We start from the raw sequence: 17,630 nt of genomic DNA on the forward strand, positions 1-17,630 counted from the left end.
CCTATCGCGCTCGCGACTCCTCTGGAGCAACCACGTCGCCGGCCAGCACTACCGCCTTGTCATCCAGGTAGATATCGCAATTGCGCAGCGGGATGTCCAGGTGGCACGGGGTCTTGCGCTTGCCGCCGACCTCGGTGTTGGGGCCGGTGGAGAACAGGAAGTTGCCGTAGAACGCACGGGCATCCATGCACATGCCGTCGTTGCGGTCGTGCAGGCCCATGGCCGTCCATTGCGCGCGCGGCTGCAGGCCCCAGCCTATGTGCGAGATGCCGTATACCTCGGGGTCGTTGAAGTATTTCATGTAGTCACGCAGGTACTCGGCCTCGAAGCCGCCATGTATGCCGGTGATGAAGCCTTTTTCGATTTCCAGGGTGATGCGCTCGCGGCAATAGTTCTTGAACGGCAGGATGATGTCACCCACGTCCAGCACCAGCGTGCCTTCGGCGCTGTCCTCGTTCGGCCAGGTGAACAGAAAGCCGCTGGGCCAGTGGTCCCAGCGCCCCGGTTCGTCGGCATAGCCGTACTCAGTCACGGCGGGGTACTGGCCGAGCGGGGCATGGAAGTCGCTCCCGGCCTTGGACCGCACATGCAGGCTGCGCGCCTGTTTCAGCAGGGTTTCGGCAGCCAGCACCCGGCGTTTGTCGTCTTCGGTCGGCAGCATGCGCGCCAGCACCTCGGGTGGCTCCACGGCCAGCAGGATGCGCGTGCCGGTCTTGAGAATCTGCTCCTGCTCGGGCGAGTGCAGCAGCATCATGGTGTCGACGACCAGGTCGGCGGCTTCCAGCGCCCGCTGCGCCGCCAGGTTGCCAGTCAGCGCGGTGTCGCCGCAGTAGGCCGTCATGTCGTTGCCCATGGCGGTCGGGTGGTTGAACGCCGGCAGCTCTACCGCATACACCTTGGCCTTCAAACGCTGGGCGGCCTCCATGGCGGCGTTGACCGTGCGCGAGTCGGAGTAGTGGCTCTTGAGCACGGCCACGCTCTGCGTTTCGTCCACGCGAGACAGCTTCAGTACGTGCTCGAACATCTGGGTCAGTTGTGCATTGCTCACCGGCATCGGGGTTCTCCTGGGTGGCGTTGACAGGGGCGCACCATGGCAGTGCCTGGTGCTTCATCTCGGTGCAAAATAATAGTGTGTACACCATATGTGTGCAGATGAAAACGCATCCTGCCAGCGAGCGCAAGTGATCTGTTCAAACGTTACCTATCCACACATTGACCAGTATTTACGGTAACAATCAGCCGGGTGTCGTTTCGATCAGCTGTTTGAAAAATATTTTCAGCTGGCTCTTTTCAAAGGTCATTTATAGCGTATACGCTCTAAATCGTCAGGCGGTTGAACCGCTGGCCACCTATCAGAACAAGAGGAGACATACCCATGCGGGGTAGGCAGAAAATCGCAATCGTCGGTGCAGGTCTGGGTGGGGCGGCCGCCGCCACGTTGCTGCAACAGGCCGGGTTCGATGTCGAGGTATTCGAACAGGCTCCGGCGTTCACCCGCCTGGGCGCGGGCATTCATATCGGCCCTAACGTGATGAAAATCTTCCGCCGCATGGGGCTGGAGCAGAAGCTGGAGCTGATGGGCTCGCACCCGGACTTCTGGTTCAGCCGCGACGGCAATACCGGTGATTACCTGTCGCGCATTCCGCTGGGCGAGTTTGCCCGCCGCGAATACGGCGCCGCCTACATCACCATCCACCGTGGCGACCTGCACGCCCTGCAGATCGAGGCCATCAAGCCGGGCACCGTGCACTTCGGCAAGCGCCTGGAAAAGATCGTCGACGAAGGTGACCAGGTGCGCCTGGACTTCGCCGACGGCACCCACACCGTGGCCGACATCGTCATCGGGGCCGACGGCATCCACTCGAAGATCCGTGAAGAGTTGCTGGGGGCTGAAGCGCCGATCTACAGCGGCTGGGTCGCGCACCGTGCACTGATTCGCGGGGTGAACCTGGCACAGCATGCCGATGTGTTTGAGCCCTGCGTCAAATGGTGGTCCGAAGACCGCCACATGATGGTCTACTACACCACCGGCAAGCGCGACGAGTATTACTTCGTCACCGGCGTGCCACATGAAGCCTGGGACTTCCAGGGTGCGTTCGTCGACAGCAGCCAGGAAGAAATGCGCGCAGCCTTCGAAGGCTACCACCCCACGGTGCAGAAGCTGATCGACGCTACCGAATCGATCACCAAGTGGCCGTTGCGCAACCGCAACCCGTTGCCGTTGTGGAGCCGTGGCCGCCTGGTGCTGCTGGGCGACGCCTGCCACCCGATGAAGCCACACATGGCCCAGGGCGCGTGCATGGCCATCGAGGACGCGGCCATGCTGACCCGCTGCCTGCAGGAGACCGGGCTGTCCGACCACCGCACGGCGTTCGCCCTCTACGAGGCCAACCGTAAAGAGCGGGCATCGCAGGTGCAATCGGTATCCAACGCCAACACCTGGCTCTACAGCCAGGAAGATCCAGCCTGGGTTTACGGCTACGACCTCTATGGGCAGCAGCTTGAAAGCGGGGAGGCGGCATGAGCACCTTCGTCGCTGGTGGTAACGTCAGCGCCAATGGCATCCGCCAGCATTACCTGCGCTATGGTGGCAAGGGCCATGCGCTGATCCTGGTGCCGGGCATCACAAGCCCAGCGATCACCTGGAGCTTTGTCGCCGAGCGCCTTGGGCAGTATTTCGACACCTATGTGCTGGATGTGCGCGGGCGTGGCTTGTCTTCAAGCGGCCCCGACCTGGACTACGGCACCGACGCTTGTGCTGCGGATATTCCCGCCTTTGCCGCCGCGCTGGGCCTGGATGGCTACCATCTGCTCGGTCACTCGATGGGTGCGCGTTTTGCCATCCGCGCAGCCGCCCAAGGGGCACCGGGGCTGCAGCGGCTGGTGCTGGTCGACCCACCGGTGTCCGGGCCGGGCCGCCGTGCCTACCCGAGCAAGTTGCCGTGGTACGTCGATTCGATCCGCCAAGCCACGGTTGGCATGAGCGGCGATGACATGCGCGCCTTCTGTGCCACCTGGAGCGACGAGCAGCTGGCCCTGCGTGCCGAGTGGCTGCACACCTGCTACGAGCCGGCGATCGTGCGGGCCTTCGATGATTTCCACGAGGTCGATATCCACCAGTACCTGCCCGCGGTGCGCCAGCCGGCATTGCTGATGGTGGCCGGGCGGGGTGGAGTGATCGAGCCCCGTGACATTGCTGAAATGCGCGAGCTCAAGCCGGATATCCAGGTCGCGTACGTGGATAACGCCGGCCACATGATCCCCTGGGATGACCTGGACGGTTTCTTCGCCGCCTTTGGCGACTTCCTCGACCAGCCCCTCGTCTGACGGAGCACGAGACATGACCCAGCTATACCGCATCGGCCAGATCGTGCCGAGTTCGAACACCACCATGGAAACCGAAATTCCGGCGATGCTCAACGCACGCCAGGCGATCCGCCCCGAGCGGTTCACCTTCCATTCCAGCCGCATGCGCATGAAGCAGGTGAAGAAGGAAGAACTGGCCGCGATGGACGCCGAGTCCGACCGCTGCGCAGTCGAGCTGTCCGACGCCAAGGTCGATGTGCTGGGCTATGCCTGCCTTGTGGCGATCATGGCCATGGGGCTGGGCTATCACCGCCAATCTGAAAAGCGCCTGCAGCAGGCCACCGCCGACAATGATGCACTGGCGCCGGTGATCACCAGCGCCGGGGCGCTGGTGGAAGCCTTGCATGTGATGAAGGCCAAGCGCATTGCCATCGTCGCGCCGTACATGAAGCCGCTGACCGAGCTGGTGGTGAACTACATCCGCGAGGAAGGCTTCGAGGTGCAGGACTGGCGCGCGCTGGAAATCCCCGACAACCTCGCCGTGGCCCGTCACGACCCGGCCAACCTGCCGGGCATCGTCGCCGGCATGGACCTTGAAGGCGTCGATGTGGTGGTGCTGTCGGCGTGCGTGCAGATGCAATCGCTGCCGGCAGTGGCCAAGGTCGAGGCGCAAACCGGCAAGCCGGTGGTCACCGCTGCCATCGCTACCACCTACGCCATGCTCAAGGCGCTGGACCTGGAGCCGATCGTGCCGGGCGCCGGTGCCTTGCTGTCGGGCGCCTACTGAAATCGGGAGACGGACATGAGCGACGCACAAAGCGCCCGTGACAACTACCAGGGTGTGTGGGGCCAGCGCATCGGCTTTGGCCGCAAGCCGGCCCTGCTGATGATCGACTTCATGCAGGGCTACACCACCCCGGGCGCACCGCTGTACGCCTCGGGCGTGGTCGCAGCGGTCGAGCAGGCCGCCGGCCTGCTGGCGCTGGCCCGCGACTGCGGTACCTTGGTGGTGCATACCAACATCCGCTACCAGCCTCCGCATTTTGCTGACGGCGGCGTGTGGGTGCGCAAGGCGCCGGTGATGAAGGACATGGTCGAAGGCAACCCGCTGGCAGCCTTTTGCGAGGCCGTTGCGCCACAGGCAGGGGAGGTGGTGCTGAGCAAGCAGTACGCCAGCGCTTTCTTCGCCACCAGCCTGGCCCCGCTGCTGCATGCACAGGGGGTGGATACCGTGGTGCTGGCTGGCTGCTCGACCAGCGGCTGCATCCGCGCCAGTGCGGTGGATGCCATGCAGCACGGGTTTCGAACCATCGTGGTGCGCGAGTGTGTCGGTGACCGCCACAGCGACCCGCACGAAGCCAACCTGTTCGACATCGACAGCAAGTACGGCGATGTCGTCACCCGGCAGGATGCCATGCAGCAACTCAGGCACCTGGCCGGCTGAACGCCGGGCAGCGCCTATCCAATAACAATCAAGGACTGGTGCGGGAAGCCCGTCCATGACCGCCTGCTGTCCGGGTGGTCGCCCCGCAGGAGCACTCGGGGTCTTCAGGCGCTATCCTGGCCCGCCGCGTAGAATGCGCGGCGTGCCCGGCGCGTCGAAAACTGCTGGCCTTAAAACAACCACAAAGTCGCCCGCCAGGAGACAGGAAATGCCAATTGCGAATGCAACCACGGTCCACAGTGACATCGACCATGGCACGAAAGCGCTGTACAGCAAGATCACCTGGAGGCTCATCCCCTTCTTGTGCTTCTGCTACCTTGCAGCTTATCTGGACCGCATCAATGTCGGCTTCGCCAAGCTGCAGATGCTCGAAGACCTGCAGTTCAGCACAGCGGCCTATGGCCTGGGTGCCGGGCTGTTCTTCGTCGGCTACATCATCTTCGAAGTGCCGAGCAACCTGATCCTGCAGCGCGTTGGCGCCAAGCTGTGGATCGCCCGCATCATGATCACCTGGGGCCTGCTGTCGGCCTGCACCATGTTCGTCACCAGCACCACCCAGTTCTATATCCTGCGTTTCCTGCTGGGGGCGGCCGAAGCCGGCTTCCTGCCAGGCGTGCTGTACTACCTGACCATGTGGTACCCCACCTATCGCCGCGGGCGCATCATTGCCCTGTTCATGATCGGGCTGCCGTTGTCGAGCGTGATTGGCGGGCCGATTTCTGGCTGGATCATGGGGCATTTCGACCAGGTTCAAGGTTTGCATGGGTGGCAGTGGCTGTTCCTGCTGGAGGCGATCCCCAGCGTTTTACTCGGCATCCTCACGTTCTGGGCATTGCCTAACCATTTTCAGCAGGCCAAGTGGCTGTCGGCTGACGACAAGGCACAACTGGCGGCAGACCTGGCCGCCGACGATGCCGAGGGCAAGGACAGCAAACACAGCTTCCGCGATGGCTTCTTCAACCTTAAGGTGTGGATGCTTGGTGGTATCGACTTTTCGATCCTGCTCAGCGCCTATGCAATGGGCTTCTGGATGCCGACCTTCATCCGCGATGCGGGCGTCAGCGACACCTTCCATATCGGCCTGCTCACGGCCATTCCAAGCCTGGCCGCGCTGGCTGGCATGCTCATGATCGGGGCCAGCTCCGACCGCCACCGCGAGCGCCGCTGGCACATCATCGTGCCGTTCATCATTGGTGCAATCGCCATGGCCAGCAGCACCTTGTTCAGCCAGAACCTGGTGATGACCGTGGTGCTGTTCGCCATTGCCTCGGCGGCGATCATCGGCGCGGTGCCGGTGTTCTTCAGCCTGCCGGCGACCTTCCTCAAAGGTACCGCAGCCGCCACCGGCTTTGCCCTGGCCTGTTCGGTAGCCAACATCGCCGGCCTGGTGAGCAACTCACTGATGGGCGTGGTCACCGACCTCACCGGCACCTCGCACGCTGCGCTGTGGGTGTTTGCCGGCTGCCTGATCCTCAGCTGCTTCCTGGTCATTGCCTTGCCGGCCAAGCTGGTCAACCGCTAGCGGCCCAGCGCTTCGCGCAACGGCAGGGCAGGCGGGCCGAGGCCCGCCTGCCGACCTCTCTCGATGCAACCCGCACGCCGGTGGCCATGCAGTGCCGCCGCGCCGGGTTGCTGTTGCCCAAATCCAGGAGTAGCCCTATGCAAGGTTTCACTGCGCCGCGTTTTTCTTCGTCTGCACGCCTGGCCGGCGGTTGTATTGCCGCCGCCTTGTGTGCAGAGGCCACGGCAGAAGAGGCTGGTTTCATCGAAGGCGCCCGCGCCACGCTGCAGGCGCGCAATTACTTCTTCAGCCGCGACTATGCCGATATCAAGGGCGCCAGCACCCAGTCGCGCACCCAGGAATGGGCGCAAGGGTTTATCCTCAATGCCAGCTCCGGTTATACCCAGGGCACCGTTGGCGTGGGTGTGGATGTTACTGGCCTGCTGGGTTTCAAGCTCGACAGCAGCCCGGAACATGCCCGGTCCGGGTTGCTGCCCAGCCTGGACAGCGGCAAGTCGGCGGACGAATACAGCCGCGTGGGTGCGGCGATCAAGTTCAAGGTGTCGCAAACCGAGCTGAAGGTGGGCGAGTTGATGCCCAACCTGCCGGTGCTGCTGTTCAGCGATTTGCGCCTGCTGCCGCCGACATACCAGGGCGCGATGCTGGAGTCGCGCGAGTTCGCCGGGTTGACCCTGAGCGCCGGCCAGTTCCGCTCCACCAGCCTGCGCGACTCGTCCAACAGCCAGAAGATGTACGCGCTGGTCAACGACCCGATCAACCCGGCGCGGCTGGCGCGTTTTACCAGCGACCGGTTCAACTACGTGGGGGCCGACTATGCCTTCAACGACAACCGAACCAGCGTCGGTGTCTGGCAGGCGCAGCTGGAGGATATCTACCAGCAGCGCTTCTACAGCTTCAAGCATGCCGAGCCGATCGGGGGCTGGACGCTGGGGGTCAATGCCGGCTACTTCGATGCCAGCGAGGACGGGAGCAAGGTGGCTGGCGACTACGATAACCATGCGCTGTTCAGCCTGTTCTCGGCCAAGACCGGCGGGCATACCTTCTATGTGGGCTATCAGCAGATCGGCGGGGATGACGGCTTTATCCAGGTAGGCGCCAACACCAACCCGATGGGTAATACGCTGCCGACCTATGAGTTCTCGGCGCCGGGTGAACGCTCGTGGCAGGTGCGACATGATTACAATTTTGTCGCCTTGGGGCTTCCAGGGCTGACGTCGACCCTGCGTTATGTGAAGGGCCGGGACGTGGAGACAGGGCTGGGCTTTGAAGGGCGTGACCGCGAGCGTGACCTGGACCTGGCCTACGTGGTGCAAAGCGGGCCGTTGGCCGGGCTTGGGATACGGGTGCGCAACGTGATGGCGCGCTCCAACTACCGGACAGATATAGATGAGAACCGCTTGATTCTGAGTTACACGATCAAGTTGTTCTGAGGGGGTAGGTGACCCGGCGCCAGCTCGGTTCCCGAAGCAACCTTGTGCTGCGAAGAAGCAATAACTGCCTAAGGCAGTCGTTTGCCTTACCGCGCTCTTCGCAGCGCAAGGCTGCTCCTGCAAGGTGATGGGTAGGTTTGAGCTGTGGAGCATGACAATGGCTCTTGCAGGTCACTGCAAGGTGTCGGGCTTCAGGCTATCCGGCAGTTGCCGAAGGGCCTCCTCAAGCCGCGCGATCGGCCCAGTGAGTTGATCCGCTTCCTTGTCCTTGCCTTCACCTCTCAGGCGCTCACACTCAACGCGCAGGTTAAGCAGATTTTTCTGCAATTTCAGTGCAGAGGTTTTGAACGAGTCCATGCTTTTCTCACGCTGTAGGCTTCCGTACCGTTGTAGGAAAAATGGACCGTAGCAGCTCGAATTTGCCGGAGAAACTGATGTTTCATACAGGCAAGACTCATTGCCGCCTTCTTTCCTACAGGGTGCGGTAAATAATCCTGCAAGTCGTGTTTCAGATCGTGTCCTCCCAAGCAAGCTCAATCTACCGTATTGGCTGGGTTCGGGCGCTTTCGAGGGGCAGCGCACCCAACGCAGGTGCTGGGTAAACCTGGAGGCGTGTTTGGAAACTTCATGTATCAATTGCCGGCCCGCGAGCGACACGTGCTCAGCGTCAACCACTGTGGCTGAATCCAGCTCGGCGGCATCTGCGCGTCACATCTGATCCGCTTTTTTTCCATAAACCTGAATCTGTAACCGTATCAGCCCAAGCTCGACAATATGCCCATTCCCGCATCACAACTGTAGAGGTTCCAATGGGCAAGCTGGCGCTGTTCCTGGGTGGTTTTCTGCTGCTGACCATTCTGATTGGTATTCTTGGCACCATTCCGCCAAGCTGAGTTCAACTGCGTTTTCCCCTGCGCGGCCCGTCCACTCCAAGCGACGGGCCCAATCTATTGGCCAATGGCCGGTCATCTTTTTCATCGCACTGCTGGGTCAGCATCAGGTGCAAGTCATTCTCAGGGCAGGCGTGGATCGAGCGGGTCAGGTTGGCCAGTTCGCCTTTCTCCTTGTGCGATAAGTCGTTCTTTACGCTGGGAAATCTGTCCACAAAAAACGTGGGTAGGTCTGTGGATAAAGTGCTGCAAGCCAGACCCGCGGCGGGCTCTGTTAAATTGAGCAGAATTTGAACAGTCGTTTCATGGCTTGTTTCAGTACAGCGGGCCGGCTCGGCGCAGGGCGGCCAGCAAGTCGCGCACCCGTGTCGGCAACTCGCCGGCAGGGTATACAGCATGCATCTGTGGGTCCTGGCCGCTACTGGACGTCAAGCGGTACTGCGGGCACACCCGCACCAGGCGGCCTGCCTTGACCTGTGCTTCGCCGACCCAGGCGGCAAGGCGGGCGATGCCGGCACCGGCCAGGGTGCTGTGGTACACCGCTTCTCCCGAGCCCAGGCGAAGCCTGGGCCTGGGGCGCAGGCTGGTGATCTGGTCATCGTGGCAGAAGTGCCAGGCCTTGAGGATGCGTGGCGCGGTATGCAGGATCAAGGTGTGTCCATCCAGGTCTTCCGGATGTTGCGGTGTGCCAGCCAGGGCCAGATATGCCGGGCTGGCATACAGGTGGCGCTGGTAGGGCCAAAGCGGGTAGCCGATCAGCTCGCTCGATTGCGGAAAGGCGCCGCGCACCACGAAGTCGAATTTACCTTGCAGCGGGTCAAGGGCTTCGTCGCTGTACTGCACGTCCAGGGTCACCTGAGGGTGGCGGCGGGAAAACTCGGCAAGCACTTGCGGTAGCACATGCTCTCCCAGCAGTTGCGGCGCGGCAAAGCGAATCCAACCTTGGGCGCTGCCGCTGAGCGCGGCCAGTTCGTCGGCAGCATCGCGTTGCACATCCAGCAAGCGTTCGGCATGCGGCAGCAAGCGCTCGCCGGCCTCGGTCAGTGTGACGGCGTTGGCGTTGCGGTTGAGCAGTTTGCTTCCCGCATTGTCTTCCAGGGTTTGTACCGCGCGCGTAACTGCGCTGGGCGAACGCCCCAGGGCGCGGGCGGCAGCAACGAAGCTGCGCTTGTGCGCCACACTGACGAACGCCTGAATTTCCCGCAGCATGTCCAGTGCCATGGCGTGCTCCTCGTTGCAGTTATCGCAATATGGCATTTCAACACAAGTGTGCCACTTTGATTAGCCTTGCAGGCGTCTTCACTGCCTGGAACCGCGTCATGATGGATATTGCTGTGCTTTCTGTGTTCGCCTTCGCCGCTGGGTTGATCGACGCCGCGGTGGGTGGCGGCGGGCTGATCCAGATCCCGGCCTTGTTCAACGTGTTGCCCTCCGCGCAACCGGCCGCCTTGCTCGGCAGCAACAAACTGGCGTCCGTGTGCGGCACGGCCTTCGCGGCCCGCTCGTTCATCCGTAAAGTGACGCTGGATTGGGGGTTGATCGTACCGGCGGCACTCAGTGCCTTTGTCATGTCGTTCGCGGGGGCCGCCACGGTGTCGCTGGTACCCCCCAGCGTGATGCGCCCGGCAGTGCTGGTGCTGATCGTGCTGATGGCTGTCTACACCTTCTGCAAGAAGGACTTCGGCACCTTGCACACACCTGCGCAGGTCGGCCGCAAGGAGCAGTGCCTGGCAGTGCTGATCGGCGGTGCTATCGGCTTCTACGATGGCCTGTTCGGCCCGGGCACCGGTAGCTTCCTGATCTTCCTGTTCATCCGCTTCTTTGCCCTGGACTTCCTGCACGCCTCGGCTTCGGCCAAGGTGGTGAACATTGCCACCAACCTGGCGGCGCTGGTGTTCTTCGTGCCGACGGGCAACGTGCTGTACGCCATAGCCTTGCCCATGGCGGTGTGTAACATTCTCGGCGCGCTGACCGGTACCTGGCTGGCGGTACGCAAGGGTGCCGGGTTTGTCCGCGGGCTGTTCCTGGTGCTGTTGTGTGTGCTGATCGCCAAGCTGTCGTGGGACCTGCTGGCCGGCTAGTTCAGATCACCAGGCGCTGTGCTTCGGCCTGTTCGACGCGATTGCGGCCCCGGGCCTTGGCCCGGTACAGCGCCTGGTCGGCACTGGCCAGCAGTTCGTCGAGGCTGGGGGCCGGCATGTCTGCGTCGCAGCCTGCCACACCGATACTCACGGTAATCTGCAGGCGCTGGTCGGCCTGTGTCACGTGCAGGTCCTGTATGGCGCGGCGCAGGCGTTCGGCGGTGAAGTTGGCCCGCTCTGGCGCAAGTCCGGGCAGGATGACAACGAATTCTTCGCCACCCAGCCGTGCGATCAGTTCATCGTTGTGCAGTTGGTCCTGCAGGGTGCTGGCGAATTGGCGCAGCACCTGGTCACCGACGGCATGGCCGTGGGCATCGTTGATCGACTTGAAGTGGTCGATGTCCAGCATCATCAGGGTCAGCGGCAGCGCCTGGGCGTGCTGCTGGCGGCTCTCCAGCAGCGAGTTGGCACGGCGTGTGAAGGCGCTGCGGGTGAGCACGCCGGTGAGGTGATCGACGGTGGCCTGGTGCGCCAGGCGGGCCATGAGGCTACGGTTGGCCTGGCTGACGCAGGCCACCACCAGCGGCCCGAGCACCAGCATGGCGATGCCCAGGCGCGCCGACATCAGCGTGGTAACCCCAGGCTCGCTCTGCGGCACGCTGAAGTGCATGAGGTTTTGCGCCACGGCCACGATGAGCGTACTGCCGGCCGTGAGCGTCAGCAATGAAACCAGGAACGGTGAGTAGGTCCAGGCACACCACAGTAACGCGGCAATCGGGAAGGCAATGGCCCCAGGGCCACCGAATGCGATGCTGAATGCCAGCGAGGCCAGCAGTACCAGCAACGGCGCCAGGCGAATGGGCTGCGCGCCGCCGCGCACCAAGGCCCGCACCGAGGGCGCTGTAAGCAGCACCGGCAGCACCAGCACGCCGGTCGAGAACTGTTCGCTGAACCAGGCTAGCCAGGTGGCGCGCAACGACTGTTCGAACCAGGGTGCGGCCATTACCGCTGCCATGCTGGCCGCCACCATGGCAGCGGCGGCGCAGGCGGCGAACACGCTGAGTACGCCGTGCGGGCTGCGCATGCGCCGGTGCATGCGTGGCAAGCGCGACAGCAGCTGCCAGAGGGTGACCACCACGCCAAGATTGCACAGGTTTAACCACAGAGCCGGTACCCAGGCGCTGCCACACAGCAGGTCGGCCCCGACCATGGCCAGCCACACCAGGCTAAAGCCCGTAAACGTGGCTTGACGGGGGTAGCGCAGCAGTACGCCGGCCAGTACGGCATTGACTGGCCAGAACAGCGACAGCGATTCGATCGGGCGTGCCAGGATACCGCCCAGGGTAAGGGCGAAGGTTACGCCAACTACAATGACATAAGGCAACACGCGCGATTGGGCTGGAAAAACCATGAACTCGACCGGCAAGCGGAAACGAAATCCAGGACAACGCGATAGAGCACCTGGGGCAATTACCCGCAGTGTGTTGGCTCAGGGTGGTTGATGTCAATCTGCCGCGATTGGTTGCGATAATGTCAAATTGCCTCTATTTCTGGCCACTTTCCTCACAGCCCGAAGAACCACGGCACCATCACGACGGTAACCAGCATCACCAGCACGGTGAACGGCACGCCAATCTTGACGAAGTCAGCGAAGCGGTATTGCCCGGGCCCAAGCACCAGCGTGTTGACCGGTGATGACACCGGCGTCATGAATGCCGCCGACGCGGCCAGTGCGACGGTCATGGCGAACGGGTAGGGCGACATGCCCAGCTGCGCCGCAGTGCTGACAGCCACCGGCGCCATCAGAACCGCGGTGGCGGTGTTGGAAATGAACAGCCCGATCACTGCGGTGACGGCGAACAGGCAGGCAAGAATGGCGCTGGGGCCGGCACCACCCAGCACGTTCACCAGCCCACCCACCGCCAGGTCGATGCCGCCGGTTTTCTGCAGCGCCTGGGCGAAGGGCAGCATGCCCACGATCAGCACCAGGCTTTGCCAGTGGATGGCGCGGTAGGCACTGTTCATGTCGATGCAACGGCCTGCGCCCATCAGCAAGCAGCCGATCAACGCTGCCATGACATTGGGTACGGCGCCGCTGACCATTAGCCCGACCATTACCGCCAGGCTAAGCAACGCCTGCGGCGCGCGAGTGCGGGCTGGTGCGACCAGGTCGATCTCGGCGGGCAAGCTCAGGACCAGGAAGTCTTTGGGCTTGCTTTGCAACTGGCGTACTGCCTTCCACGGGCCGACCACCAGCAGTGTGTCGCCCAGGCGCAGCTTTTCTTCCACCAGTTGCTCTTCGATAGCGGCCTGATCGCGGCGCAGGCCGACCACGTTGAGGCCATAGCGGGTGCGAAACGCCAGTTCGAGGATACTCTTGCCGATCAACTGCGAGCCGGGCGGCAGCGAGACCTCAGCCATTCCCAAATCCTGTGACTGGTCGATGAAGTAGGCGGCCTTGAAGTGCAGGGGCTCCAGGTGCATGGTTTGGCACAGGCTGCGCAGATCGTCATGCTTGGCGAACAGATCGAGCAGCAGCACGTCGCCCTGATGCAACACGGTGCCCGAGTCGGCCGCGATCACGCGCGTGGTGAACTTGTGTTGGCGCTCGATACCGATCACGTTGGCGCCGTGTCTGGTGCGTAGTTGCAGCTCGCCAAGGTTGTGGCCGATCAGCGGTGACTGAGGGCGGATGCGCAGGCGTCGCTCACGGCCGTTGAGCTTGTAGTCCAGTACCAGGTCCAGCAAGGTGCGGCGGCTTTCCACCCGGCCGTCCTTGCGCACTTCACCGTTGAGCCAGTGCCGGGTCAGCAGCATGTAGCCAATGCCCAGCACCAGTACCACCAGGCCGAACGGGGTAAAGCTGAAGAAGCTGAACCCCGCTTCGCCATGGCGGACCAGCTCGCTGTGCACCACCACGTTGGGCGGTGTGGCGACCAGGCTGAGCATGCCACTGATGAGGCCGGCAAAAGCCAGTGGCATCATCAGGCGGCTGGGTGATAGCTGCAGGCGCGCAGCGATGCTCAGTACCACCGGGATGAAAATGGCCACCACGCCGGTGGAGCTCATTATCGATCCCAGCCCGGCCACCGCCACCATCAGCAGTACCAGCAGGCGTGCTTCGCTATTGCCGGCCCGCTCGCTCATCCATTCGCCGATGCGATAGGCAATGCCGGTGCGCACCAGGCCTTCGCCAATCACGAACAGGGCGGCGATCAGCACCACGTTGGGGTCGCTGAACCCGGCCAGGGCCTGTTCCACGGTAAGGATGCCGAGTAGTGGCAGGGCGAGAATCACCAGCAGCGCGACCACGTCCATGCGTGGGCGGTTGATGACGAACAGGGTAATCACGATGGCCAGCAGGCCGAGGACCCAGAGCAACTCATGGTTCATGGGGAGGGGGTGTTCCTTCACACGGGGGCACGATAGACAGTAGCAGTCAGTGTGCCAGCTTGTAGTGAAGGGGGTGTTGATGTGCTGCAACAAAAAGGGCCGCTATGCGGCCCTCCGGTCACGGGGTCAGTGACGGTGGCGGTGGTGCTTCTTGCTGCCGCGGTTGTTGTCGCCCAGATGGTTGCCGAGGGCACCACCGGCCGCGCCGCCCAGGCCGGCACCCACGGTCGAACCGGTCTTGCCGCCTACTGCGCCGCCCAGCAGCGAGCCGCCGGCCGAGCCCAGGCCACCGCCGATGGCGGCTTCGGTACGGTTGCCTTTGCGCGCACCGACAGCGCTGCCGGCTGCGCCGCCAACGCCGGCACCGATGGCTGCGCCGGTCTTGCCGCCGAGCTGTTGACCAACAACGTTGCCCAGGACACCCCCCAGGCCACCGCCAATGGCGGCAGTACCGTCACCGGCGAAAGCGCCCTGGCATAGCAGCAGGCCAAGGGCAAGGGAAGGCAGAGTCAGACGCATGATACGAACCTCAAAGGAATCATCAGGATAAGTCGCCGCGCAACGGGCGGCAGGTCAGGGCTGAAAGGACGCTTCAGCGGTAGTAGCGGTCACCGCGGTATTGCCGATCGTCATCGTCGTCGCGGTCATGGCGATGGTGGTGGCGATGGTCACGGTCGCGGTCACGCCAGCCGTCGTCATCATGGTAGCGATGGCTATGGCAACCTGCGGTCAGCAGGACAACAGCAACCAGAGAAAGGCTTGCAAGACGCGTGAGCACGATATAGGTCCTTGATCCGCATAGGTTTACGGGTCACCTTTTAAGACTGGGACCGATCGATTTGGTTTCCCGGGCGGGCAAAAAAATTGTGCTTCAAGTGATCAGCGCCAAGGCGTTCGCCTGAAAGAACGGGCTGTGGCGCTGACCGGCATTGATCGTTCCAAGCGTATCAACACGTTCTGGCCATGCTTGGCCGGCGGCGAAGTGCTGTGCAATGGGTCGCCTTGGCCGGGGCGTGTCGAATCAGGATGCCGGTTGAATCGCCAGCACCACGCCATTGGTGATCTGCACCAGCACATAATGCTTGCCCATGCGCACCCAGTGGCTTTCCTTTTCCGGTTCGGGCAGGCCTTTGGCTTTCCAGTCCTGGATGGCCTGGTCATCGCGTTTGTACTGGTCCGGGGCCTTGTCGCCGACGTTCAGTTCACGGTTGTGGGTTTCGGGGGCGGTGATGCTTTCTTCGCTCGAGGGGGCGGCGCTGACGCTCAGAGGCAGGCAAGGCAGGGCGGCGAGTAGCAGATAGTGCAGTTTCATGATGCGTTCCTCGTGATGGCATGTTTTATCTGCGACAGCGGCAAGTGCGCGGCAATTCACTCGGGATGCCTGCCAGTGCTAGAGTCGCCTTCTTTTTTGCGACCCCGAGGATGGAACATGCGTGCGATTCTGCCGTTGGCTGCGGTGCTGATGCTGGCCGGTTGTGCTTCTGCGACCATGGAAACGGCGCGTGGCGGCAAGCCGACTGCGCAGCTCGATTCGCACAAGGCGCCAGAGCTGGTGGCCCAGTGCATCCAGTTCAGCTGGCAGGAAGAGAAGGTGTTCGGTGATGACGCCAGCGGCTACCTGGAGCCTCGCAAGCAGGGCGGTTTCACCGTGTTTACCCGTGAGGCCGAAGCGTTCGTGGACGTTTACCCGCAGCCGGGCGGCACGCGTGTGGATTACTACGCGAAGCAGAACGACGGCGTGGCCCTGCAACGCCGAGCGGCTGCTGCAACCTGCCTGTAACGGCTGGCGCTATAGCCGCGCCTGTAAGGGGCCGTGCATTCAGGGTACTGAGCAAGGCAGTTGTTGCCACAGCAGAGGCGCGCGGGCTTTACAATTTTTTTCAAGGCAGTTGTGTCGCAGTGCGCGCGGTGACGGCTAGCATAAGGTGCTTCCACTCAAGGACGACACCATGGACCGTTCACTGCAACTCAACCGCATCAGCTGGGATGAGCGTGCCCCGTTGCACGCCGCTTCGAAGGACTACGAGGTCGAACGCCTGGTCCAGCAACACGGGCACTTGTCCGAAACCGTACGCTTCGACCTGCCATTGCTCGGTGACATTGACGGGCTCGATACGGTCCACTTGCAGTGCCACATCGGCACCGACACCCTGTCGCTGGCGCGCCTTGGCGCCAAGGTTTGTGGCCTGGATTATTCCAAGGCTTCGCTGGCCGAGGCACGGGCATTGGCCGAGCGATGCGCGCTGCCCATCCAGTATGTCGAGTCTGACGTCTATGCCGCCGACAAGGTACTGCCGGCGGGTACGTTCGACCTGGTCTACACCGGTATTGGCGCGCTCTGCTGGTTGCCCCGCATCGAGCCGTGGGCGCGCACCGTCGCGGCACTACTGAAACCGGGCGGGCGGCTGTTCCTGCGCGACGGGCACCCGATGCTGATGGCTGTCAACGAAGATCATCAGGACCGCCTGCAGCTCGAATATCCGTATTTCGAACACGAAGCGCCGACGGTGTGGCACACCGACCAGACCTACGTCGAAACCGATCAACGCCTGGCCCACACCGAAACCCACGAATGGAACCACGGCCTGGGAGAAGTGATCACTGCCTTGCTGGCCCACGGCCTGCAGCTGACAGCACTGGTCGAGCACCAGAGCATCCCCTGGGAGGCGCTGCCGGGGCAGATGGTCAAGGGCGAAGACGGCGAATATCGCCTGCGCGAGCAGCCTGCACGCCTGCCCCTGAGTTACACCTTGGTCGCCGTCAAAGCCTGATCAGGACAGGAAGCCACCGTCGACATTGAGCGTGGTGCCGGTGGTGTAGCTGGAGGCATCGCTGGCCAGGTACAGCACCGCGCCCGCCATTTCCTTGGGGTCGGCCACGCGTTTGAGGGGGATCTGCTGCAAGGCGGCGTTAAGGATGGCTTCGTTCTTCACCAATGCCGAAGCGAACTTGGTGTCGGTCAGCCCCGGCAGTAGCGCGTTGCAGCGAATACCGAAGGGTGCACACTCTTTGGCGAACACCTTGGTCATGTTGATGACCGCTGCCTTGGTCACCGAGTAGATGCCTTGGAACAGCCCGGGTGAAACACCGTTGATCGACGCCACGTTGATGATGCTGCCGCCGCCGTTCTCGCGCATCAGCTTGCCAGCCTCCACCGACATGAAGAAGTAACCACGGATGTTCACGTCCACGGTCTTCTGGAACGCCCCTGGGTCGGTGTCCAGCACATTGCAGAATTGCGGGTTGGTGGCAGCATTGTTGACCAGCACGTCCAGTCGCCCGAACTGTTCGCGAATGCCGGCGAACACCTGCTGAATCTGTTCCAGCTCACCAATGTGGCAGGCCACAGCCGTGGCCTTGCCGCCGGCGGCAATGATGGCGTCGGCCACCTGCTGGCACCCGTCAAGCTTGCGGCTGGAAACGATCACATGGGCCCCTTGCTGCGCGAGCAAGTGGGCGATGGCCTCGCCGATGCCTCGGCTGGCGCCGGAAACAAAGGCAATCTTGCCGTCGAGGTCGAACAGGTGGGTCTTGGACATGCTGTTTTCCTTGTTATCCGTCGTC

Annotated in this window: 18 protein-coding genes; 9 read left to right on the forward strand and 9 right to left on the reverse strand. The window is 62.7% G+C overall.

All coding sequences use genetic code 11. The annotated features are described in order from the left end of the window. Window position 1 precedes the first annotated feature (1 nt). On the reverse strand, window positions 2-1,054 hold the full coding sequence (locus V7787_RS02425; RefSeq protein ID WP_064492620.1) for a 2,5-dihydroxypyridine 5,6-dioxygenase: 1,053 nt from the start codon (window positions 1,052-1,054) through the stop codon (window positions 2-4). A gap of 321 nt (window positions 1,055-1,375) precedes the next feature. Here V7787_RS02425 and nicC point away from each other — a divergent pair, with 321 nt between their 5' ends. The 6 genes from nicC (at window position 1,376) to V7787_RS02455 (ending at window position 7,702) form a co-directional block, all read left to right on the forward strand. Further along, entirely contained in the window at window positions 1,376-2,524 is a 1,149-nt protein-coding gene (gene nicC, locus V7787_RS02430) for a 6-hydroxynicotinate 3-monooxygenase (protein WP_064492619.1), read from the forward strand. Continuing rightward, complete coding sequence (nicD, locus tag V7787_RS02435) at window positions 2,521-3,327, forward strand: N-formylmaleamate deformylase (RefSeq protein ID WP_198747821.1); 807 nt, start codon at window positions 2,521-2,523, stop codon at window positions 3,325-3,327. The genes nicC and nicD overlap by 4 nt, the downstream gene beginning before the upstream one ends. A gap of 13 nt (window positions 3,328-3,340) precedes the next feature. After that, window positions 3,341-4,093 carry a maleate isomerase gene (locus V7787_RS02440; RefSeq protein ID WP_003251112.1) on the forward strand — a complete coding sequence of 251 codons (753 nt, stop codon included), beginning with the start codon at window positions 3,341-3,343 and terminating at the stop codon, window positions 4,091-4,093. 15 nt (window positions 4,094-4,108) lie between these two features. Continuing rightward, window positions 4,109-4,750, forward strand: coding sequence for an N-carbamoylsarcosine amidohydrolase (locus V7787_RS02445; protein ID WP_104886336.1), 642 nt, complete (start codon window positions 4,109-4,111; stop codon window positions 4,748-4,750). Window positions 4,751-4,958: 208 nt separating this feature from the next. Beyond that, window positions 4,959-6,272, forward strand: a complete 1,314-nt coding sequence (locus V7787_RS02450) for an MFS transporter (protein WP_003251108.1) — start codon at window positions 4,959-4,961, stop codon at window positions 6,270-6,272. Window positions 6,273-6,409: 137 nt separating this feature from the next. Then, window positions 6,410-7,702, forward strand: a complete 1,293-nt coding sequence (locus tag V7787_RS02455) for an OprD family porin (protein WP_104886335.1) — start codon at window positions 6,410-6,412, stop codon at window positions 7,700-7,702. Between the two features lie 171 nt (window positions 7,703-7,873). On the opposite strand, the gene V7787_RS02460 is transcribed toward V7787_RS02455, so the two are convergent. Further along, entirely contained in the window at window positions 7,874-8,059 is a 186-nt protein-coding gene (locus V7787_RS02460) for a hypothetical protein (protein ID WP_104886334.1), read from the reverse strand. A gap of 848 nt (window positions 8,060-8,907) precedes the next feature. Next, window positions 8,908-9,813: a LysR substrate-binding domain-containing protein gene (locus V7787_RS02465; RefSeq protein ID WP_198748030.1), complete on the reverse strand. Its 906-nt coding sequence runs from the start codon at window positions 9,811-9,813 to the stop codon at window positions 8,908-8,910. 98 nt (window positions 9,814-9,911) lie between these two features. On the opposite strand from V7787_RS02465, the gene V7787_RS02470 reads away from it, so the two are divergent. Then, on the forward strand, window positions 9,912-10,673 hold the full coding sequence (locus V7787_RS02470; protein WP_010954755.1) for a sulfite exporter TauE/SafE family protein: 762 nt from the start codon (window positions 9,912-9,914) through the stop codon (window positions 10,671-10,673). 1 nt (window position 10,674) lies between these two features. Here the strand turns inward: V7787_RS02470 and V7787_RS02475 are convergent, their stop codons facing one another. The 5 genes from V7787_RS02475 to V7787_RS02495 all read right to left on the reverse strand — a co-directional run bounded on the left by V7787_RS02475 (window position 10,675) and on the right by V7787_RS02495 (window position 15,378). Beyond that, window positions 10,675-12,099 carry a GGDEF domain-containing protein gene (locus V7787_RS02475; protein ID WP_104886331.1) on the reverse strand — a complete coding sequence of 475 codons (1,425 nt, stop codon included), beginning with the start codon at window positions 12,097-12,099 and terminating at the stop codon, window positions 10,675-10,677. A gap of 137 nt (window positions 12,100-12,236) precedes the next feature. Continuing rightward, window positions 12,237-14,066, reverse strand: a complete 1,830-nt coding sequence (locus V7787_RS02480; RefSeq protein ID WP_104961333.1) for an SLC13 family permease — start codon at window positions 14,064-14,066, stop codon at window positions 12,237-12,239. Between the two features lie 126 nt (window positions 14,067-14,192). Next, window positions 14,193-14,585: a glycine zipper domain-containing protein gene (locus V7787_RS02485; protein WP_010954752.1), complete on the reverse strand. Its 393-nt coding sequence runs from the start codon at window positions 14,583-14,585 to the stop codon at window positions 14,193-14,195. A 73-nt stretch (window positions 14,586-14,658) separates the two neighbouring features. After that, complete coding sequence (locus tag V7787_RS02490; RefSeq protein WP_004577263.1) at window positions 14,659-14,844, reverse strand: hypothetical protein; 186 nt, start codon at window positions 14,842-14,844, stop codon at window positions 14,659-14,661. A gap of 243 nt (window positions 14,845-15,087) precedes the next feature. Next, the gene (locus V7787_RS02495; protein ID WP_010954750.1) at window positions 15,088-15,378 is read right to left on the reverse strand and encodes an RcnB family protein; all 291 of its coding nucleotides are present in this window, start codon (window positions 15,376-15,378) and stop codon (window positions 15,088-15,090) included. Window positions 15,379-15,495: 117 nt separating this feature from the next. On the opposite strand from V7787_RS02495, the gene V7787_RS02500 reads away from it, so the two are divergent. After that, window positions 15,496-15,846 (forward strand): hypothetical protein, encoded by a 351-nt coding sequence (locus V7787_RS02500; protein WP_003251087.1) that lies wholly within the window; start codon window positions 15,496-15,498, stop codon window positions 15,844-15,846. A 169-nt stretch (window positions 15,847-16,015) separates the two neighbouring features. Beyond that, on the forward strand, window positions 16,016-16,837 hold the full coding sequence (locus tag V7787_RS02505) for a class I SAM-dependent methyltransferase (protein WP_064492614.1): 822 nt from the start codon (window positions 16,016-16,018) through the stop codon (window positions 16,835-16,837). Here the strand turns inward: V7787_RS02505 and V7787_RS02510 are convergent, their stop codons facing one another. Continuing rightward, the gene (locus V7787_RS02510; protein WP_003251082.1) at window positions 16,838-17,605 is read right to left on the reverse strand and encodes an SDR family oxidoreductase; all 768 of its coding nucleotides are present in this window, start codon (window positions 17,603-17,605) and stop codon (window positions 16,838-16,840) included. Window positions 17,606-17,630: the final 25 nt, after the last annotated feature.

The sequence above is a fragment of the Pseudomonas sp. CGJS7 genome (assembly GCF_036961695.1).